This is a genomic window from Lachnospiraceae bacterium JLR.KK002 (assembly GCA_036941025.1).
Lineage (GTDB): Bacteria > Bacillota > Clostridia > Lachnospirales > Lachnospiraceae > Petralouisia.
Genome location: JAYMNP010000001.1, coordinates 3739517 through 3761780 on the forward strand (window position 1 = coordinate 3739517; position 22264 = coordinate 3761780).

The 22264-nt window shown below is 45.8% G+C and carries 16 protein-coding genes; 13 read left to right on the top strand and 3 right to left on the bottom strand.

The annotated features are described in order from the left end of the window. Position 1 precedes the first annotated feature (1 nt). The 5 genes from VSQ32_18170 to VSQ32_18190 are packed head-to-tail and all read left to right on the top strand — an operon-like array spanning position 2 to position 6037. Positions 2-1165 carry an exonuclease SbcCD subunit D gene (locus tag VSQ32_18170; GenBank protein MEH2944715.1) on the top strand — a complete coding sequence of 388 codons (1164 nt, stop codon included), beginning with the start codon at positions 2-4 and terminating at the stop codon, positions 1163-1165. 37 nt (positions 1166-1202) lie between these two features. After that, on the top strand, positions 1203-4043 hold the full coding sequence (locus tag VSQ32_18175; GenBank protein ID MEH2944716.1) for an SMC family ATPase: 2841 nt from the start codon (positions 1203-1205) through the stop codon (positions 4041-4043). A gap of 51 nt (positions 4044-4094) precedes the next feature. Beyond that, complete coding sequence (locus VSQ32_18180; protein ID MEH2944717.1) at positions 4095-4331, top strand: hypothetical protein; 237 nt, start codon at positions 4095-4097, stop codon at positions 4329-4331. Between the two features lie 33 nt (positions 4332-4364). Next, positions 4365-5105 carry a histidine phosphatase family protein gene (locus VSQ32_18185; protein MEH2944718.1) on the top strand — a complete coding sequence of 247 codons (741 nt, stop codon included), beginning with the start codon at positions 4365-4367 and terminating at the stop codon, positions 5103-5105. Further along, entirely contained in the window at positions 5102-6037 is a 936-nt protein-coding gene (locus tag VSQ32_18190; GenBank protein MEH2944719.1) for a D-2-hydroxyacid dehydrogenase, read from the top strand. Before VSQ32_18185 ends, VSQ32_18190 begins: the two co-directional genes overlap by 4 nt. A 48-nt stretch (positions 6038-6085) precedes the next feature. Here the strand turns inward: VSQ32_18190 and VSQ32_18195 are convergent, their stop codons facing one another. Continuing rightward, complete coding sequence (locus tag VSQ32_18195; GenBank protein MEH2944720.1) at positions 6086-7051, bottom strand: zinc dependent phospholipase C family protein; 966 nt, start codon at positions 7049-7051, stop codon at positions 6086-6088. A gap of 436 nt (positions 7052-7487) precedes the next feature. On the opposite strand from VSQ32_18195, the gene VSQ32_18200 reads away from it, so the two are divergent. From VSQ32_18200 to VSQ32_18230, 7 genes are all read left to right on the top strand, one after another. Then, positions 7488-8693 (top strand): glucose-1-phosphate adenylyltransferase, encoded by a 1206-nt coding sequence (locus VSQ32_18200; GenBank protein ID MEH2944721.1) that lies wholly within the window; start codon positions 7488-7490, stop codon positions 8691-8693. Then, positions 8690-9835, top strand: a complete 1146-nt coding sequence (gene glgD / locus VSQ32_18205; protein MEH2944722.1) for a glucose-1-phosphate adenylyltransferase subunit GlgD — start codon at positions 8690-8692, stop codon at positions 9833-9835. The genes VSQ32_18200 and glgD overlap by 4 nt, the downstream gene beginning before the upstream one ends. 545 nt (positions 9836-10380) lie before the next feature. Beyond that, the gene (locus VSQ32_18210) at positions 10381-12996 is read left to right on the top strand and encodes a COR domain-containing protein (protein MEH2944723.1); all 2616 of its coding nucleotides are present in this window, start codon (positions 10381-10383) and stop codon (positions 12994-12996) included. Between the two features lie 104 nt (positions 12997-13100). After that, complete coding sequence (locus VSQ32_18215) at positions 13101-13274, top strand: hypothetical protein (protein MEH2944724.1); 174 nt, start codon at positions 13101-13103, stop codon at positions 13272-13274. Beyond that, complete coding sequence (locus VSQ32_18220) at positions 13255-13590, top strand: type II toxin-antitoxin system RelE/ParE family toxin (GenBank protein MEH2944725.1); 336 nt, start codon at positions 13255-13257, stop codon at positions 13588-13590. Before VSQ32_18215 ends, VSQ32_18220 begins: the two co-directional genes overlap by 20 nt. Before the next feature lie 21 nt (positions 13591-13611). Further along, positions 13612-16908: an SNF2 helicase associated domain-containing protein gene (locus VSQ32_18225; protein ID MEH2944726.1), complete on the top strand. Its 3297-nt coding sequence runs from the start codon at positions 13612-13614 to the stop codon at positions 16906-16908. A gap of 61 nt (positions 16909-16969) precedes the next feature. Next, a complete protein-coding gene (locus VSQ32_18230) occupies positions 16970-17584 on the top strand; it encodes a non-canonical purine NTP pyrophosphatase (protein MEH2944727.1) in 615 nt (204 codons plus the stop codon). 6 nt (positions 17585-17590) lie between these two features. On the opposite strand, the gene VSQ32_18235 is transcribed toward VSQ32_18230, so the two are convergent. Further along, positions 17591-18877, bottom strand: a complete 1287-nt coding sequence (locus tag VSQ32_18235; GenBank protein MEH2944728.1) for a HAMP domain-containing sensor histidine kinase — start codon at positions 18875-18877, stop codon at positions 17591-17593. Beyond that, a complete protein-coding gene (locus VSQ32_18240) occupies positions 18870-19550 on the bottom strand; it encodes a response regulator transcription factor (protein ID MEH2944729.1) in 681 nt (226 codons plus the stop codon). Before VSQ32_18240 ends, VSQ32_18235 begins: the two co-directional genes overlap by 8 nt. 180 nt (positions 19551-19730) lie before the next feature. Between VSQ32_18240 and VSQ32_18245 the strand changes: the two genes are divergently transcribed. After that, entirely contained in the window at positions 19731-22250 is a 2520-nt protein-coding gene (locus VSQ32_18245) for an ABC transporter substrate-binding protein (protein ID MEH2944730.1), read from the top strand. Positions 22251-22264 lie beyond the last annotated feature (14 nt).

Here is a 22264-nt window from a genome sequence, read left to right on the forward strand (position 1 = left end):
TATGAAGATATTTCATCTGTCGGATTTGCATATTGGCAGACAATTATACAATTACAGCCTCAGAGATAATCAGCAGGCGGTTCTTTCTCAGATTGTGAAACAGGCCGGCCTGCACAGGCCGGATGTGATTTTAATCTGCGGCGATATTTTTGACCGCTCAGTGCCTTCCGGAGAGGCTTATACTATTTTTGACAGATTTCTGCAGGAACTTTCAGAATTGAGCCCTCAGATTCCGGTTCTGGTGATTGCCGGAAATCATGATAATGCCCAGCGGCTGAATTACGCCAGTTCTTTTCTGGAAAAGCATCGGATATATGTGTCGGTAATGGCTCCCACCCGGCCGGAGGAACATCTGAAAAAGATTGTGCTGGAGGACGACTGGGGAGAGGTGAATTTCTATCTGCTGCCCTTTTTAAAGCCCGGCTATGTGAGGCATCTGTTTGAGGAAGGGACGGTGACAGATTATGAAAGCGCGGTGCGGGAAATCCTGCTGCGGGAGGAAATTGATTACAGCAAACGGAATGTATTGCTGTCCCATCAGTTTTATACCGGGACAGGGCAGGAAACTCAGACCTGCGATTCGGAACAGTCTGTGCTGATGGTGGGAGGACTGGACAATATTGACGTCTCCGTGGTGGAAAAATTTGACTACGCTGCCCTGGGACATATTCACGGCCCTCAGAAAGTAAAATTTCCTCATATCCGCTACTGCGGGACGCCCCTGAAATATTCTGTCAGCGAGGAACATCATAAGAAATCCATTACCATGGCCGCGCTGGGACAAAAGGGGGAAGAAATCCGTATAGAAACCATACCCCTGGAGCCTGTATATGACGTGCGGCGGGAACGGGGACTTCTGCAGGAAATTATCGGAAGAGCCACCCAGGAAAACCGCCGGGATTTTGTCAGCGTTACCCTGACGGATGAAAAGGAGCCTTACCATCCCAGAGAGCAGTTAGAGGAGGTCTATGAACATCTGCTGGAGATTAACATCGACAATACCAGAACCAGAAATCTTCTGGAAATCCAGGAGGAAAGCTGCAGTTTTCTGAGTCCCATGGAGGCTTTCCGGGGATTTTATCAGGAAATGCAGGGGCAGCCATTGGGAGAGGAAGAGGAACGGTTAATCGGAGAAGTTCTGGAGGAACTGGGAGGAGAACAATGAAAATAAGAAACATTCCGGAAGAACCGGGAGGAGAACGATGAAACCCATAAAACTTGTTATGTCAGCCTTTGGCTCTTATGCCGGAGAGGAAGTTCTGGATTTTCGGGACAGAAACCAGGGGGTGTTTCTGATTACCGGAGACACAGGAGCCGGAAAAACCACCATATTTGACGCCATCACCTATGCATTGTACGACCAGACCAGCGGCGGGCTGCGGGAAGGAGATATGATGCGCAGCCAGTACGCGGAGCCGGAAACGCCCACGTTCGTGGAATTTACGTTTTCCTGCGGGAAAGAAGAATACAGAGTTCGCCGCAACCCCAATTACCGGAGGCAGAGCAAACGGAAGAACAAAGAAGGAACATACGCCATGACGAAAGAATCCGCTTCCGCTGCACTGTGGCTGCCGGACGGACAGGAATTTCCAGGGAAAATCAGGGAAATCAATGAGAAAATTGTGGAAATTCTGGGCCTGGGAGCATCCCAGTTCACCCAGACTGCCATGATTGCCCAGGGGGAATTTCTGCGGCTTCTCCATGCTTCTTCCAGAGAGCGGAAAGAAATATTTGCCAGAATATTTGACACCGGGGTTTATGCTGCCCTCCAGATGAAACTGCGGGAGCGGAGCAAATGCCTGTACGGGCAGCTTGAGGATAACCGGAAGCTCTGTGACCATGAAATACAGGGGGTACGGTATCTGCCGGACAGTACCGCCGGAAATTTATGGGAGGAAAGCCGCGGTCTGCTGGAGACAAACCCGGAGCAGATACTGGAAAGTCTGGACGCATTGATTCGGGAGCTGGAGGCCGGGGAAACAGAAGTACGGTCCAGGGAGGAGACACTTCGGAAAGAGCTGGAAGAAAATGCCTGGAAGCTCCGGCAGGCCAGGGAAATCAATCAGTTATTTCAGCGGATAGAAGAAGCAGAGGGTGAGATTGCCAGAGGCAGAAAAGAGGTGCGGCAGCAAAAGGAGCAGGAGCAGAAAAAGATCGTGGAGCTCCAGGAGAGTACCTGCAGATATGAGAGGCGAATGCCGGAACTGTCGGAGCAGATTGCCGGATGGCGCAGTTATCTGCCGAAGTATGCACTGCTGAAAGAAAAACAGCAGGCGGCAGCGCAGGCTCAAAAACACCAGAAACAGGTAGAAAGTAACTGTCGTCAGGTGCAGCAGCAACTGGAAACGGTAATTGTTTCCCAGGAACAGGCACAGAAACAGCAGCAGATTCTGGAAGAAACAGCGGTAAATCTGCCCTTGCTTGAGGAACAGGTGAAATCCCTGGCAGACCGTCAGTCTTTGCTGGAAGAAATGAGTGAAACGTTAAAACGCCTGAATCATCAGGAAAGAAAGCGGGAAGAACAGCGGCGAAAGACAGAGACATCTCTGCAGATATTTCAGGAAAAAAGCAGGGAATACGAGGAAAAAAATCAGCGCTTTATCAGAGAACAGGTGGGAATGATTGCAGAAACCCTCCGGGAGGGAGAACCCTGTCCCGTATGCGGTTCCCGGATTCATCCCCAAAAAGCGAAACTGTCCGAGGGAGCAGTTACCCGGCGACAGGTGGAACAGGCCAAAAAGGAGCGGGAACAGGCAGACCAGGACTTGAATCTGTGCAGGGAAGTATTTCAGAAGGTGCAGGAAACCTGCGAGAAGGAGAAATACCGGTTGGAACAGGATGGTGCACGAATGTTTGGCGGAGCATTTCATCCGGAAATGATTCCTTCGGCCCTGACTGATTGCCGAGAAAAGGCGGAGCAGACAAAGGCCCGGTTAAAAGAAGGAAAAATGCAGGAAAAGAAACTGCAGCAGTTGAAGGAAAGGCAGCAGCAGTTACAGCAGGAGAAAGAAAGACTGGAGCAGGAGAAAGAAGCATTTACGCAGAAACAGTATGAAGCAAAGCTGGCTTTTGAGACTGCCGCCCAGGCCGGACAGTCCCTGCTGGAGGAACTGCCTTTTTCCTCAGAGCGTGAACTGAAACAGCATCTGGAACAGGCGGAACAGGAAAAAGCCGGACTGGAAAGCGAGAAGTCCCGGTCAGAGAAGTCTTTACAGAAGCTGCAGCAGGAACTGGCCCGGAATCAGGGAATCCTGACGGAACAGCAGAAAAATCTGGAACTGTTAAAGCAGCAGTCGGAGGGAAAGGAACCGGTGGATACCGCTCCTGTGCTGGAACGGGAGCAGCAGTTAAAGAAGCAGGCTCAGAAACTGGAGCAGGAAAAATTGCAGCTTGTTTCTTTCATAAGCCGGAACAGCCAGGCCAGGCAGCAGCTTGGCAGACTGGAACACCAGCGAAAATCTTTAAAAGAACAGTATGAGCTTGTCAGCAATCTGGATAAAACGGCCAACGGCAATCTGGCACAGCATATCCGGATGGATTTTCAGACCTATGTGCAGCGCCGCTATTTTCATTCCATTATCAGGGAGGCCAACCGGCGGCTGGTGAAGATAAACGGCAGTCAGTTTATTCTGCGGTGCCGGGAGCTGGAAAATCTTGGCAGACAGGGAGAAGCCGGGCTGGATCTGGATGTGTACGATCTGGTAACGGACCGGGTGCGGGACGTAAAAACCCTTTCCGGGGGAGAGTCATTTCTGGCAGCCCTTTCCATGGCCCTTGGCATGGCGGATGTGATTCGCAATACTGCAGGCCGGGTACACCTGGACACCATGTTTATCGACGAGGGATTCGGTTCCCTGGATGAAGAAGCCAGACGCAGAGCCATCGGAATTCTGAATGAGCTGGCAGGAGATACCCGTCTGGTAGGTATTATTTCCCATGTGACAGAGTTGAAAGAGCAGATGGAGAGGAAACTGGTAATCAGTAAAAGCCAGAAGGGCAGTCATGCCAGATGGGTACCGGATGGACAGACGTATTTCAGATAGTGGCATTGCGTTACTTTTTATAACAGAGAGGAACAGCAGGAGATACTCAGAATGGATATGGCAATTTTGTCAGATGGTGAAGTGCAGGGTATCATTGAATTTTGCAGTATACCCAGAAGCCGGAGTGAAATTGCCAGCTACCTTCGCATAAAAACCATTTATTACGTGATGTCTCATTATGTGAATCCGCTGCTGGAAACGGGACAGCTGAAAATGACCATACCGGATAAGCCCGGAAGTAAAAATCAGAAGTATTACAGCGATGCGCCGGAGGAACTGAACAGATAAAATGTAAAAGGGAAAGAATAAAAGGAGCCTGTCATGAAAATATATTTCATCCGCCACGGAGCCACCAGAGGCAACCGGGAACATCGGTATGTGGGACGCACCGACGAGGGAATTCCGGAATCCGAAAAAGAACGGCTGAGAGAGAGAGGCAGATTGCTGCCTGAGCCGGAAGGAATGTTTGTCAGTCCAAGCCGCCGCTGTCTGGAAACCGCGCGGGCATTGTTTCCGGAGGTATTCAGCCAGAAGGGGCGGGTCATTGCGGAAACGGATTTGCGGGAAATGGACTTTGGAGAATTTGAATATAAAAATTATCAGGAACTAAATGGAAATCCTGCATATCAGAAATTTCTTGACAGTGGCGGACAGACAGGATTTCCGGGAGGAGAGGAGCCGGATGCATTCCGGCGCCGGTGCCGGGAAGCCTTTTTCCGGTGTATCCGTACCGCACAGGAACATCAATGGGAAACCGTGGGATTTACAGTCCATGGCGGGACGATTATGTCCATTATGGAAGGATTTGCAGAGCCGCCCAGGGGGTATTTTGAGTACCAGGTACAGAATGGCTGCGGATATATCACAGAGCTTGCCATGAAAGCCAGTGATAATCCGGAAAACGCCGCAGAGTTTCCCATAAAAGCCAGTGATAATCCGGAAAATGCCGCAGGGTTTCCCATAAAAGCCGGCAATAAACCGGACGGTTCCACAGGGGAAATTTCAGAATCGCAAAAAGAACGGTTTTCAATCAAACTAACCATAGAGGAGGAAATAAAATGAAGATTATATTTTTGGATGCAAAGACAATTGGAGAAGACATGGACTTATCCGGATACGAAGCATTGGGAGAAGTGGTAAAATATGACTTTTCCACACCTGAAGAAGCCGGTCAGCGGGTAAGGGACGCGGATGTTATTATTGTAAACAAGGTTCCGGTAAATGAACAGACCATCGGGAATGCCAAAAATCTGAAACTGGTATGTGTGGCGGCAACCGGTACTAATAATCTGGACAAAGATTATCTGGATAAACGGGGAATTGCATGGCGCAATGTGGCAGGCTATTCCACCGAATGCGTGACCCAGCATACCTTTGCACTGCTGTTTTACCTGCTGGAACATCTGCCCTATTACGACAAGTATGTAAAATCGGAAAAATACGTGGGAGACCGGATTTTTACTCATTTTGATAAAAAATTTACAGAGCTGGACGGGAAGACATGGGGAATTATCGGCATGGGCGCCATCGGCAGAAGGGTGGCGGAAGCAGCAAAAATTTTTGGCTGCAATGTGATTTACTATTCCACCTCCGGAAAAAATAATCAGCCGGGATACCAGCGGGTGGAACTGGACGAACTGCTGGCAAAATCTGACATAGTATCCGTTCATGCCCCGCTGACGCCGGAAACAGAAGGGCTGATGGATAAAAAGGCTTTTGAAAAAATGAAAAAGTCTGCCATTTTCCTGAACCTGGGGAGAGGCCCCATTGTGGCAGAACAGGATCTGGCAGACGCTTTGAAAAACGGAGAAATTATGGCGGCCGGACTGGATGTGCTTTGTGTGGAACCCATGAGTCCGGAAAATCCCCTGAAAGAAATCAAAGACAGCGGAAAACTGCTGATTACGCCTCATATTGCCTGGGCCAGCGTAGAGGCCAGAACCCGGCTTGTAAATACCATACTGGGCCAGATTCAGGATTTTTTTGTCTTATAGAAAAAAACTATATTGCTGTGAAGCGTTAAAATATGTGGAATTCCAAATTTAACTGGGTATTCCCGCATCAAGACCGCTGTGGTAGGAGTTATTTCCAAGGCTTTTTGACAGCCTGTGAATCCCAAGGGTCTCCGCGGGGGTGAAAGGCCGTTCCTGAAACAGTGCATACAAAGCAGTGAGCGTTTCCCTGTACCGTTCTCCGGCAGCTTCCATCAAATCCGGAAAGGAAGCGTCGGAGAACAGGGAGGGGGCCCAGGGATTGTTCCACAGGCAGTGGCGCAGATTCAGAGGGTCTTTGTGGACAGAAGGTTTTTCATCCGGAATCATGGTGGAAAACAGCGGGTATCCCAGAATCCACTGCTCCAGTTTGCTGATGACAGGCTTTTTCCATCCGGCAGGGTCGTGAAAAAATCTGGTACCAAGCTGAATGGAGCGGATGGCGGCGTGCATGGTAAGACGATGTACAGCAATATGTGGATAAGTCTGAGTGTATACATTATACAGTATCCTGGAAATGGTGCGTATTTCCGCAGGTGAAAGGGAAATTACCCGGTTCTGACGGAAAGCGGCAGGCGGACAGCGTCGGTATAATGCCAGCAGCGTTGTGTCGATTTCTGTTTCCAGGCTCATATGGCGGCCATGGTATCGGTTATTCTTTTCCTGGAATCCGGTTTTCCAGTAGACATAGGGGTGACAGTGGGTATCCAGCAGGTAATGGCCCAGAAAGCCCGCAATATAGGCTTCGGCAATCTGCCGTTCTTTTTTGTCGGAAAACAGCCTGCGGCTGTTCAGCAGATGATGGAGAAAGGAGTTTGGCTGCTCCGTATGGGCCACGGAGCCAATATTGTTTTTATGGATAAGATAGGAAGGCAGGAAATAAAAAAACAGATCGGGCCCCTGCAGCCCCAGGCTGAAAGCAGCATGATTCTGGCGTATGGTCTGTTTCAGAGAATTGGGAGCCATCTGCTTCCAGGTGTTCAGGCCAAACAGATAATGAGTGGTAAATCCAGGCATGATATTGTCCTCCAAATGCGCACTCGTGCGATACGTATTTTTATGTATTAACTGAGACAGGTACAGTTTCTATTATATACAATTTGCCGGGAAAATTACAGACCTGTCATAAGAAACGAAAAAGGGGCGCTCCGTTCATAGCCTGTATTCTGTGCACATACATCCGAGCATGATTCACCTGTCTTACAGGCTATGGCCGGGTGGTTGCTGGTTTTTTATTAAAATCGCAATAATTTATTTACAAAAAACATATAATCCTGTACAATAATAACAATAGGTTATTCCGCTATTTGCCAGAAAAGGAAAATTGTTGGAAAATGTCATGTTATGTGGTTATCAGCTATGGCATATTTGTACAAATCATCCGGAAGCCGGACGTATAAGAGACAGATATGTGCATGTTGAGATAATAATTAACAGGAAAAGGAGAGAAAAAATGGGTAAAGAAATGATTGCAATGCTTCTTGCCGGTGGTCAGGGTTCCCGCCTTTATGCACTGACCCAGAAGCTGGCAAAACCTGCAGTTCCCTTTGGCGGGAAATATCGTATAATTGATTTTCCACTGTCAAACTGTGTGAACTCCGGAATTGATACGGTAGGTATTCTGACACAGTACCAGCCGCTGATTTTGAACGAGTATATTGGAAATGGACAGCCCTGGGACCTGGACCGTCTGTACGGAGGCGTACACGTACTTCCGCCCTATCAGCAGGCATCCGGCTCTGACTGGTATAAAGGAACTGCAAACGCAATATATCAGAATATTTCTTTTATTGACCGCTATGACCCGGAATATGTCATTATTCTTTCCGGTGACCAGATCTGCAAACAGGATTACAGCGATTTCCTTCGGTTCCATAAGGAAAAAGGGGCAGAATTCTCAGTAGCTGTTATGGAGGTACCCTGGGAGGAGGCCTCCAGGTTCGGTCTGATGGTGGCAGATGAGGATGACAAAATTACAGAGTTTCAGGAAAAGCCCAAAGAGCCTAAATCCAATCTGGCTTCTATGGGAATTTATATTTTCAACTGGGATATTCTCAGGAAATATCTTATCGAGGATGAGGAAGACCCCGCTTCGGAAAATGATTTCGGCAATAACATTATCCCCAACCTGCTGAAGGACGGGCGGAAAATGTACGCATATCACTTTAACGGCTACTGGAAAGACGTGGGAACCATTTCTTCTCTCTGGGAAGCAAATATGGAGGTTCTGGACCCGGAACACAGCGGCATTAACCTTTTCGATGAAAAGTGGAAGATTTACAGCCGGAACAGCGGTATGACCGGACATAAAATCAATACGGGCGCCCATGTGGAAAATTCCATGATTACAGACGGGTGCAATATTTCAGGAAATGTGAAGCATTCCATCCTCTTTGCAGGTGTGAAGGTGGAGGAAGGCGCTTATGTGGAAGACGCAGTGGTAATGGGCAATACCATTATCAAAGCAGGCGCTCAGGTAAAACACTGCATCATAGCAGAAAATGTAATTATCGGACAGAATGCTATGGTGGGACAGATGCCGGAAGGCGACGAAGCAGGCGTGGCAACCGTTGGGCCTGGCGTTTATGTAGGCGACGATGCTGTCATCGGACCCAATGCCATGGTCAGTGATAATGTAAAGGATGGTGATAAACAATGACAAATTCCAATAACACAAATGCACTGGGCATTATTTTCCCCAATGCCTATGATGAGCTTGTACCAGAACTGACCAGCGAGCGTCTGATGGCTTCCATTCCTTTTGCAGGACGTTACCGTATGATAGATTTCGTACTGTCCAGTATGGTGAACTGCGGTATTGATAATATTACCGTGCTGGTGCGTGAAAATTATTTCTCATTGCTGGACCACCTCGGTTCCGGACGTGAATGGGATTTGTCCCGTAAGAACGGCGGACTGAATATTTTCCCGCCCTTTGCTCAGAAAAATATGGGTGTTTACACCGGTCGGGTAGGCATGATTGCCAGTATTGTTGGATTTCTGAAATCTCAGAAAGAAAAATATGTGGTGATGTCAGATACCAATATCGCATTTAATTTTGATTTTAAAGCATTGCTGGACGCTCATATTGCAAGTGAGGCGGACGTTACGATTGCATATACGAAGGAAAATCTGCCGGAAAGCATTCTCAAAGCGGACGAACTGAATAAGGGCATGTATTATACCCTTGATTTGGAAGGCGACCGTGTAAAGAGGATACATATCAATTCCCAGGAAACCGGTGCGAAGAATTTCTCCATGAATGTATATGTATTTGAGCGTGAGTATCTGATTAACCTTATCAGCGAAGCATTTAAGAGGGGCAGTACTTATCTGGAGCGTGATATTCTGGTTCCACATCTGGATGAAATGAAAGTAATGGGATACGAGTACAAAGAATATGCTGCACGGATTGACTGTCTGAAAGGTTATTTCGATGCAAATATGAAACTTCTGGATAATGAAAATCTGGAAGCACTGTTTGGCGAGAGCCCCATTTATACAAAAATACGTGACGATAACCCCACCCGCTATGTAAACGGTGCTTCTGCACGGAACGTTATGGTGGCTGACGGTTGCGTTATCGAAGGAGAAATTGAAAACTGCATTCTGTTCCGTGGAGTGAAGATCGGCAAGGGAGCCAAAGTTAAAAATGCAGTCCTGATGCAGGATACTGTCATTGAAGAAGGCGTTCAGGCAGAATACATTATTACAGATAAGAAAGTAAGGGTTTCCGAAGGCAAAGAGCTGAAGGGTACCGATACTTTTCCGATTTTTGTGGCCAAGAAACAGGTAGTTTAAGATTAGATAACAAATGAATGAACCCTGCTGAGTTCCGGAGTGAGATGGAAAATCAGCAGGGTTCTTCTGTTTTGTTACGTTTGTTTGTAACTATTCAGCCTGCAACTGCGCATTTGTTGCGCAGTTAGCAGCCAGTAGTGTAAAACTGCAAGGAATCCGGCCCTTTGCTGAAAGCAAACTTTAAATGGGTCGGATTCCATAACTATGAAGCCGGAAGGCTGAATAGTTACGTTTGTTTCCCAATCTTTGCAGAAATCCTTTACGCGGGGGAATAACAGGGGTATAATTGTATAAAAATAATCATATAATTATTTTTATATGACAAAAGAGGCCATATACATTATGAGAAATGGGAAGGAGATCTGGTCCTTATGCTTGCAGATGCCTTTGTGTAATAATTATAAATGAAGATTTTAGCAGAATGTTGGATAAATGTAAAAAAATTGCAAATGGCGGGAGATTTATTGAATTACGTGTGAATAATTAAAACAGAGAGTGAAATTGACTGAGGGAAGAGTAATATGGAAATACTTTGGAGAAAAAAGTTGGATACAGAAGAATATTCAGCAAGAAAAATAACGATATCAGGTACATTTGGAGTTCACTATGATAAAATACTTTGTTACGAAAGAAATTATGAAACACTTGATAAAGATCAAATAATAGAGTTATTAAAAGACGCCAGGGAGAACAAATGGGATTCTTTAGATCTGTCTAATTGTGGATTGAAAGAATTGCCTGATGAGTTATGGAATTTGCATTCTTTAAAAGTTTTATATTTGGGAAACAGAGCTGAAAAAAATGATCATATAAATACATATCTTGAAATCTCGGAAAAAATAGGAGAGTTAACAAATTTAGAAGCTTTGTCTATTTGCAATATTACCGATGTCCGGATACCTAAAGCATTAAAACAATTACCGCAATTGAGGTATTTAGATTGTTTTGGATGTTGCTTTACAAGTATACCCAATAATTTAATTAATAAAAATATCAGGGCAATTGGTATTGAATGCTCGAATACGAATGAGTTGTCAAAAATTTGCAAAATGAAAAAGTTAGAAGAAATTTTTTTATCAGGCTCTAAAGTTAAAAGTTTACCAATTGAGATGGGAAATTTGACTTCACTTAAAGGATTACATTTGGTAAGGTCGGAAGTTGAAATGATTCCAGAGTCGTTATTGAATTTGAAAGAGCTGAAATTTTTTAATATTGCCATGACTCCTCTTGCAGCTAGCATCCCTGAAGAAATGAAGAAGCAATCGCCTTATAATTTAATATCGTTTATTTGCAGGCAACAAAATCAACAAGAAACGTATTTCTTTAATGAATCTAAAATGATTATTGTAGGGCAGGGGAATGTTGGAAAGAGTTGTTTGCTGGATAGGATTACAAATAATATTTATAAAGAAAAAAAGGATTCAACAGAAGGCATAGATGTAAAAAGATGGGTATATAATAAAAACAAGAAGGAATATACATTAAATATATGGGATTTTGGTGGTCAGGAGATTTATCACTCTACGCATCAGTTTTTTCTAACAAAACGGTCTCTTTATATTTTTGTATGGGATGCCAGAGCAGAAGAAGAATACGGAAGAATAGATTATTGGTTGAAAACGATAGAGAGTTTTGCGGAAGATAGTCCAATAATTATCTGTATAAATAAGTGTGATAAAAATACTACCAGGATTAATAGAATAGATTTTAAGGAATATAAAGAAAAATATCCACAGATACAGGCGATTTTAGATATAAGTTGTAAAGATAATATTAATATAAAAAGATTGAGGACATATATAGTTAAGCATGCAAGTGCTTTGCAGATTACAAAAGAAAAGTGGTTGAAGTCATGGTATGATGTTCGTGAGGAGATAGAGAAAATAAGTGATAAGAAATATATTACATATGATGAGTATAAAAAAATATGTTTTAAGCATAATGCCGGTGTAGAAGAAGGAAAAAGTTTGAGCCAATATTTGCATGATTTAGGCGTTATTTTGCATTATCAGAATGATACCTTTCTAAAAGGTATTGTAATATTGTCGCCAGAGTGGGCAACTTCAGCCGTTTACAAGATATTGGATTCACAGGAAAATGTTCTTCGAAATAGAAATGGTGTTTTAAAAATAAGTGATTTGCCATTAATATGGAAGGATTTTGAATTATACCCTGAAGATAAGCATGTTTTTTTATTAAAGATTATGGAAAAATTTCAATTATGTTATGAACTAAATAAGGAGAGTTATTTAGTGGCTGAACTTTTGGAAAATACTTCAATTGAGTGTCCAGATGGATGGGATTTTAATAATACCTCCTGTATTAGAATACAATATAGTTATGATTTTATACCAGCTGGTATTATGACCAGATTTATAGTCAATATTAATGAATATATTGCAATTATTAATGGCAAATCCATGTGTTGGCGAAAAGGCGTATATTTAATACACAAAACAGCATATGCAAGTGTTATAATGAGAGATTCAATAGCAGAAAAGAAAATTGAAATAAAAGTAAATGCCAGAGAAAATTCCGTTCATGCAAGAGAACTGCTTTATACTATAAGAAAAACTATAGATGAGATTAATTGTGATTTTAAAAAGATTAATGTAGAGGAGTTTGTTCCCTGTAATTGTGAACCGGAATGTCAATATACATTTGCTTATAGTAAGTTATGTAAAGCTCTGGATAAGAAAGTAGAAACTATGCAATGCTATGAGAGTTTTAAACAGGTAAATGTGCTTAAGTTATTGGAAGGAATAGACATAATGAAACCAGAGGAAACAGGTCCTTATTCATATATGAACCATATTACAGTTAAACCTGTTTTTACGAATAATGTTTCTTCGGAAAGTAGTGCAACTCAATCGAATGTTGTTAATATACAGCAGATTAGAAATATTATTATGGAGATACAGGGGGATATTGTTGAAATACAAGAAGATATTTTAGATATAGTGTCTGAAAATGGGCAGGAAGATATAAAAAAGCAGTTTGAAAAAATTAATATGGATTTGGAAAGTATCAGTGAGATAAAAACGCCAGAGGGTATAGTCAAATCGGGAAAACTGAATAAGTTGAAACGTTGGTTGACGGAGTTTTCTGATGAAGGAAGTGAAATAAGAAAAGCATTGTCTGGAGCAAAAATGTCCTTATGATGGTAAAAGAATTAGCAGTTTAAGTTAATGGATTGTTAGAAAAACTGGGGATTAGTTTATTGCCGCCATTTTAAAATAAGAGTAGAAAGAAAGGATAAATTACCATGGCATTTGTAATAAAAGAAGACTATCAGAGAGAAGTGGAAAAACAGAAAAAGGAAGTGCGGGAAATTGTAATAGCGGGTTTGAGGCAGATAAAAAAAGGACAGACAAAAGATTTTAATGTTGTGTGTGATCGTCTGGAGAAGAAATACAGTAATGGGACAATATCAAATTAAGATTACGGAGCTGGCGGAGAAAGATATGGAAGATATTGGCGATTACATTGCCTGTGAACTGGGAAATTCGTCTGCTGCTGAAAATACAATAAGGGGGATTCGCACAAAAATAAATTCTCTGGTGAATTTTCCAGAAAGAAATGAACTGGATGAAGATGAATTGTTGGCAGAATTGGGTGTTCGGAAAGAATACTATCGTAATTATAAAATTTATTATGTAACAGAGAAAAGTATCATTTACATAGTCAGAATTTTACATACGCTGGTTGATAGTAAATCGTGGCTATACCGTACATTTGGAATTAAAATAATATGAAGCAGCAAAGGCAGGCAACCTATGATTGAGAAAAAACTGGTAAAAGAACTGTGCGGAAAAAATGTATGTTACACCAGAGGGCAGGAGCTTCTGCGGCTTGGCTCCGTGAAATCCATCCGATGTGAAACAAAAAACGATGAGGGCCGGGAACTGGTGGGGATTCAGGCAAAAGTTCAGGGCAGCGGTATCAATCAGTATCAGGTACTGGCCAGTGTGGATGAAGAACAGTCGGAAATTACCCATATCACCTGCACCTGTCCGGCTTTTTACAGTTATGAAGGAATCTGCAAGCACTGCGCGGCAGTTTTACTGCAGTACATTCAGAACAGGGACAGTAAAAATATATCCGCCGAATCTTCTGCCGGTAAAGGAATCATGCCGGGACGGAGCAGCAGCTACGGGCTGTCCCATCTGCTGAACCAGTATAAAGAGAGAGAACGTCTGGCATACAGGCAGATGGAAATGAACGGGACCGTGGAGCTGGAGCCTCGGCTGTCCGTGTCATACGGACAGATTTATGCGGAATTCAGAATTGGAAATAAAAGGAAATATGTACTGAAAAATATCATTTCCTTTACCGACGCTTTGCGCCGGGGAGAACGGGCTTCCTACGGAAAAGAACTGGAATTCTACCATACGCCGGAGGCCTTTACGGAAACGGGCAGAGCGCTGGCGGAGTTCCTTATGCTGGAAGTAGAGAATCAGAACCGGGGAAGACAGATACGCAATTATTATGACAAAAATGCGAACCGTTTTGTTCCCCTTCACAGCGGCAATATGGACCGCTTTTTTCAGGCGGTGGGAACGGAACCCTTTGCAGTGGAACTGAATTACATCCAGGGAGAGAACTGGCAGCTTTCCGATGAGCCTTATCAGCCCAGGCTGACGGTGCAGGGCCAGCCGGACGGGGCGCTGCTGGAGGCGGAGGAAGTATTTTATACGTATGGAAGCGATTATGCCTATCTGTGGAAAGACGGAGTGATTTACCGGGATTCCATGGAACATGTTCGGGATATCCGGCCTTTCTGGGAGTATATGAGCAGCTATAAATATGAAAGTTTTTTTATATCCAAAGGGGAACTGCCTGCTTTTTGCCGGAATCTTCTGCCGGTGCTGGAGGAGCACTGTCAGGTGAACAGGCAGAGCTTTCAGGAAAAAATGTACCTGCCGCCAGAGCCGGAATATGAAATCTACCTGGATGCGCCGGACAGGCAGACCGTAATATGTGAGATGTATGTGCTGTATGATGAGTTAAAATATAATATTCTGGATAAACCACGTGTGATAGAGAACCGGGACGAGCTGGCGGAACTGAAGCAGAAAGAACAGGTGCGTCTCTGGTTTCAGAATACGGACGTCCATAAAAAGCAGATGATTCTGTCCGGAGACGATGAAAAACTGTATGCACTCCTGACCGAGGGCCTGGAGGAACTGGCCCGGTTGGGGACAGTCTATGTCAGCGACGGGCTGAAATCCATTCAGGTAAATCCGGCTCCGGCAGTCTCTGTGGGCGTGTCCCTGAAAGGTGAACTGCTGGAACTGACGCTGAACAGTGAAGAAATGCCCCTGTCCGAACTGCTGGAAATCCTCTCTTCCTACCAGAAAAAGCGCAGATTTGTCCGGCTGAAAAGCGGAGATTTTCTGAGTATGGAAGACGATGGGCTGGCCGTGCTGTCCAATATACAGAAAGGTCTTTCTGTTTCTGCCGGAGCCTGGGAACAGGGAAACATTTCGGTACCCAGATACAGGGCCCTTTATCTGGACGCAGAGCTGAAGGACAGGAATGGTTTTCATGCGGTTAAAAACAGAGATTTTAAGGCACTGGTACGAAATATGAAAACAGTGGAGGACAATGATTTTGAAGTTCCCCACTCTCTGGAAAAAGTGCTGCGGGAATATCAGAAACAGGGGTTTCTGTGGCTGAAGACCTTAAAGGCCAACGGGTTTGGCGGAATCCTGGCAGACGATATGGGCCTTGGAAAAACTCTGCAGGTGATTGCATTTCTGCTGTCAGAACAACAGGAAATGGAGGAAACGGAAAAAGAGCGGCAGGAACCGGGGTTATCCCGAAATTTTGCCCTGATTGTCTGTCCGGCCTCTCTTGTGTACAACTGGAAAAATGAAATCCAAAAGTTTGCACCGGAGCTTCATGCAGTGGCTCTGACCGGAACAGCAAAAGAACGGGCACATCTCCTTGCGGCAGCCAAAGAGAAAGATATTCTGATTACCTCCTACGATTTGCTCCGGCGGGATGTGGAGCTGTATGAGAATCACCGGTTCGGCTATGAAATTCTGGATGAAGCCCAGTATATCAAAAATCACAACACCAAAGCGGCCAGAGGGGTAAAGGGAATCCGGGCGGGATTTAAGGCGGCCCTCACCGGAACGCCTGTGGAAAACAGGCTCAGCGAACTGTGGAGTATTTTTGATTATCTGATGCCGGGATTTCTCTACAGTTACAGCCGGTTCCGGGAAGAAATTGAAATTCCCCTGGTATCGAATCAGGAAGAAGAAGCGGCAGAACGTCTGCGCAGCATGATTCGTCCTTTCGTGCTGCGGCGTCTGAAAAAAGATGTGTTGAAAGACCTGCCGGCCAAAATGGAGGAGGCAGTATTTGCCCGGATGGAAGGGGAACAGGACAGACTGTACGCCGCCCACGTACAGCGTATGAAACTGATGCTGGACAGCCAGACCGAGGAAGAATTTTCCGCACAGAAAATCCGGATTCTGGCAGAACTTACAAGGCTGCGTCAGCTCTGCTGCGACCCGTCTCTGATTTACGAGAATTATCATGGAGAATCGGCCAAGCTGATGATGTGTATGGATTTGATTAAAAATGCCATGGACGGCGGTCATCGTATCCTGATTTTTTCTCAGTTTACCTCCATGCTGGCCAGAATACAGGAGCAACTGAAGAAAGAGGGGATTTCTTACCTGAGCCTGACCGGGGCCACCGGCAAAGAACGTCGGGCAGAACTGGTGGAGCGGTTTCAGGAAGGAAACATACCGGTATTCTGTATTTCTCTGAAGGCCGGAGGAACCGGGCTGAATCTGACTGCGGCGGATATTGTCATTCATTATGACCCCTGGTGGAATGTGGCAGTTCAGAATCAGGCCACGGACCGCGCCCACCGGATTGGGCAGAAAAATCCTGTCACGGTGTATAAGCTGATTGTCCAGGGAACCATTGAAGAAAATATTTTAAAGTTGCAGGAAAAAAAGAATGAGCTGGCGGAACAGCTTCTGGGACAGGAAGGATTTGAAGGCGTGAAATTTACCAGAGAGGAAATGATGAAGTTGCTGGAAAGCGCAGTCTGACGGAATACAGACGGAAGAAATATTGAGGCTGCCGGACAGGATACAGATGAGGAGAGATACCATGGAATTACTGTATGGAACATCCAATGAGGGAAAGTTGCTGCTTATGAGGCGGATTCTGCAGCCTCTGAATCTTACCATAAAAGGATTACAGGACAGAAAAGAGACTGTTCCGGAGCCGGAGGAGACAGGGAAGACGCTGCTGGAAAATGCCCGAATCAAAGCGGAGGCATATTATGAAGCAATCCGGGTTCCGGTGTTTTCCTGTGATACCGGGCTTTATTTTGACGGTCTTCCGGAAGAACTGCAGCCGGGGCTCTGTGTGAGAAGGATTCAGGGCCACGCAGCTACGGATAAGGAGCTGACGGATTACTTCAGCAGTCTGGCAGGGCGGTTCGGCGGCCTGAAAGGCCAGTACCGCAGCGCAGTCTGCTTTTATCTTGGCAGACAGGAGATTTATGAGAGTGAAGACAGCAGTTTGTGGGGCCTGCCTTTTCACATTACCCACAGGCCTCATCCCCGGACTCAGGAAGGATTTCCCATTGACCGATTATCCGTTCAGATTTCCAGCGGAAATTATTATTATGACCTGCCGGGTAATGCCCAGGATGAACTTGCCGCGTCAGCGGAAGGGGTCAGGGAATTTTTCCGGCGCATTCCTGGAATGAACGGATAACCAATTTCACTGGCTCAGCGTCACCACGAAAACAGCTCCGCCTCCTGCGGCATCCTCCACCCGGATGCTGCCTTTGTGTATATGAATAATTTCTTTTGCAATGCAGAGGCCCAGTCCGAAATGGGCCTTGTCTTTATGGGATTTATCACAGCGGTAGAAACGGTCGAATACCGCTTCTTTTTCCGTATCCGGAATGCCGGGGCCGTTGTCTGCCACCCGGAAAATCAGTTTGCCGGAATATGTTTCCAGTGACAGGGCAATGGTTCCCTGAGGCGGAGTGTAGCTCAGGGCATTGTCCAGCAGAATGGAAAAAACCTGTTCCATGCGTTCTTTATCACAGCAGCAGGGCGGAATCAGTGCTTCCGGCAGGGTGATGTGCAGAGAAATGGATTTTTTCCGGGCCAGAGGTTCAAATTTTTCATAAACGGACAATAGCAGAGTATCCATTTCCACAGGGGCCTTATGAATGGAAAACCGGGAACTGTCAGCCCCGGAAAGTGTCAGCATATCATCAATCAGGCGGCTCATGCGTTTTCCTTCCAGACGGATAGTTTCCGAAAACCGTTCTCTGTCTCCGTCAGAAGCATGTTTCATGGCGGACAGGGAGGAGAGCATGACAGTCAGGGGTGAGCGCAGTTCATGGGAGGCGGAGGCGATAAATTCCGTCTGTTTCCGGTTGCTGATTATCAGGGGCTGCATCATGTGCCAGGTAAAGAACCAGAAAAACAGGGCCAGCAGCAGAATGCCCCCTGCGTCTGCGCACAGGAAAAGAATCTGGCGAAACCGGAGCGTCTGGTATAAGCCGGTGAGGGGATAGAGGACCGCAACATTCAGCACACCGCTGTTTTTGGGAATGATAAGAACAGCGGCATAGTAATTCTGACCGTTCCGGGTCAGTTCAAACTCCGCATGTGTGGAAAGGACGGAATCTGCGGAAACCGCTTCTTCCAGGACCATATGGTCCTCTCTGGCCATCTGTCTTGCCAGTGCAAACAAATCCTCATCAATAGAAAGGGGATTCAGATGTTCAAATATCAGTCCGGAGCCGTTGTCCCGGATATCTATTTCAAAATGCGTGTCTGCCGTGACCTGGGAGAGCCAGTCGTGGGAAAGAATGGTCTGGCTTTCCAGATGGTTTTTCAACATACTGATATTAATCTGAAAATCTGCAAAATGGCTGTTCCGGGACTCCGTTTCAGAAAAAGAAAGGCAGAACAGGGACATGACAACCAGAATCAGCCCGCAGATAAAGGTACAGAACATGGTAAGGCGCAGGTGCAGTTTTCTATACATGAGAGACCTCCAGCTGGTAACCGATACCCCGGACTGTTTTCAGGTGTATGGTGCTTTTGACACTTTTCAGCCTGCGGCGCAGAAAATAAATATAATTATCCAGATTTCCGTCTTCCACTTCCGCATCCGGACCCCAGACTCTGGCCAGGAGAGAGCCTCTTGGAATGGTCTGTCCCGGATTGCGCAGGAAAAATTCCAGCAAATCTCCTTCTCTGGCAGAAAGAGAGCAGGAAAGGCTGCCGCAGTACAGTTTTTTCTGTTTTGCATCGTAAGAAATATCTTCAAAATTCAGAGGCCTGCCGCCCTCCCATTTGGAGGGACGTCGTAAAATACATCGGATACGGGCCAGCAATTCTTCAAAATCAAAGGGTTTCACCAGATAATCGTCCGCCCCGCAGTCCAGCCCTGTAATTTTTTCATTCAGAGCCCCCAGAGCCGTAACAAAAATAACAGGGGTGGAAATATTTTTTTCGCGGGTAATTTTTAATACGGAAATTCCGTCCAGCACAGGAAGCATACGGTCTAAAAGAATCAGATCATGGGACTGCTGTTCGATAAAGTGCAGTCCTTCTTCCCCGTCATAACATACGTCTGTTTCAAAATGATTGTGCTCTAACTGGAAACGAAGAGTTTCCGCCAGAGATTTGTCGTCTTCTATAATCAGTATTCGCATAAGGCCAGCCTCCGTTGATTGTCTGCAGGCGTTCGTTTCTGGTATTGTTTACAGACAGTTTACCACATCTGTCTCTAATTTATCTCTAAAAAATTTAAAAGGATTTAGAGAAAGATTAGAGGTTGCTGTGTTATCCTTGTTTCCAGATTCCCAAACAGATTGACATAAAGGAGGAAAAAGATGAAGAAGTATCGCAGATTAAAACGGATGGCAGGATTCTTATTAACAGCCTTGCTGATTCTGGGGAGCCTTTCCGGATGCAGCAAAAAAGAAAACGGAGGAATTGGGCAGGAAGCAGCGGAAGGAAGCGGCACGGGAGACGGAAATGGGGGAGATACTGCCATGGGCCGCTTTCTGGAAGAAGAAGTGACGCTGCCCACGGAATTTTCCAATATTTATGATATGAAAAAACTGGAAGACGGAACCATCCGTTTCATCGGAAGTGACGGAAATGGCCTGAAAAATGCCTGGGATTCCAGAGACTTTGGCGCAACCTGGGAGAAGGCTTTCGACTTTCCGGAGGAATTACAGGATGAGGGAACGGGATATATCGACTATGCCGCCCTGTCTTCTGACGGACAGACTGCATGTGTTTTTAATGAGATTGTGGAAGGAAGCGGGATAAAGCCCGCCGTGTATCTTCTGGATAAAACAGGAAAGGGAGGCAGACTTTCCTTTGAATTACCGGAAATGAAAGAAGGCAATGGCTCTGCTCACACCTTTGTATACAGCGGCGATATCGAAAATCCGGAGAACGAAGACAGCCCTGAGAACGAAAACAGTCCGGAAAGCGAAGGCAGTCCGGAAAGCGAAAACAGCCCGGAAAGCGAAAGCAGTCCGGAGAACGAAGACAGTCCGGAAAGCGAAAGCAGTCCGGAGAACGAAGACAGTCCGGAAAGCGAAAGCAATCCGGAAAATGGAGAAACAGGCGGTATGAATATCGGAAACATGGCCCTGGATTTAAAGTTTCTGGGCAATGACCAGCTTCTGATTAAAGATATACAGGATAACATTTATCAGGTCAGCACAGCAGACGGAAGCGTGGCACAGACCTGGGAATTTGACGGAACCATGGAATCTCATCAGTGTTTTGTGGCCGGAAAAACCATGGTGATTCAGACCAGTACGGAAACCCTTCTTTACGACACGGAAACAGGAGAACAGAAACAGACGGAGGAAGCATTACAGAAGGTAATTTCCGAAAACGGAACATTTACGGTGATTGACACCACAGACAATGGGGAGAGCATTTACGGCCTGTCCAGGGGCGGGCTGTATCACTATAAATTCGGCGGCAGCGTACTGGAGCAGTTAATTGACGGAACCATGAATTCCCTGGGCGGGCCATCTTTTTATGCAGGTGCTCTGACCATGCTGGATGAGCAGAATCTGCTGGTGGCAGCCAATGACACCAGTTCCGGTTCATCGGGAGGTATGGTAATGCTGAAATACACCTGGTCCCCGGATACGCCCGCAAAGCCTGATAAAGAGCTGAAAGTATATTCTCTTTATAACAATAAGGAGCTGCGCCAGGCAATCAGCAGTTTTCAGAAAGACCATACGGACGTTTACATTAATTACGAAGCGGCAATGTCGGGGAACAGCGGTATGACCACCTCTGACGCACTGAAAACACTGACTACGGAGATTATGGCGGGCAAAGGCCCGGATGTACTGGTACTGGACGGAATGCCCGTGGAAACTTATATCGAAAAGGGAATACTGAAAGATATTTCTTCCGTGGTTACGGAGGGAAATTATTTTGAAAGTATTCTGAAAGCATATGAGGATGAGCAGGGACAGAACTGTGCCCTTCCGGCCCGGTTTCAAATACCGGTGCTTCAGGCGTCCGGCGCATATTTTACAGAGGATTTTGACGAACTGACCGGCCAGGCAGGCTGCCTTTCCAATCAGCAGCCGGATGAGATTATCCGGAAATTCTGGTATACCTGCGGAGCAGCCTGGAGAAAAGACGATAAAACGCTGGACGAAGGAAAAATTACGGAATTTCTGACGAAACTGAAAAATGCTTATGGAGAATATGACAGCAGCCTGGACGACATACAAATGGATGTGGCCATGATGGAAGAAGGAACAGACACAGAGATGATGGACCATGACAGTATCAGCCAGGGAGTCTTTGACGTGGCTTTTGGAGATATCAAAGTGAATGTGGGCCTGCTGGGCGGCTATGATATGGATTTTATTCTGGCGGCCAATAAAAAACTGGGGGACGGAGACTACGGACGTATGCCGGGACAGGCGGAACATGTCTTTGTTCCCGCTATGATTATGGGAATCAGCAGCAAGAGTACTCAGCAGGAGACAGCAGAACAGTTCGTGAAGTTCCTGTTTACCCCTCAGGCACAGAAATTTTCTCAGGGCGGCGGATTTGCAGTGGAAAAAGACGCCTTCCGCACCACCAACGACGGGCACGAGTATGAAGGGAAAGATGGACTGGTGGGCGTCGGCGGAGCCGATATGGATAAAAGACTGGACTATGAACTGCGGCCCAGAACCGAAGAAGAGATGAAGAAATTTACAGAGCTGGCGGAATCTCTTGCCACTCCTTCCCTGCAGGATGAAGTGATTCGGGATGCAGTGGTGGAAGAGGGGACAAAAGTGTTGAAAGGGGAACTGAGCCCTGAAGAAGCCACCGGCGCCATAATGCAGAAAGTCAATATTTATCTGGCTGAATAGAAAGCGTGAGGACA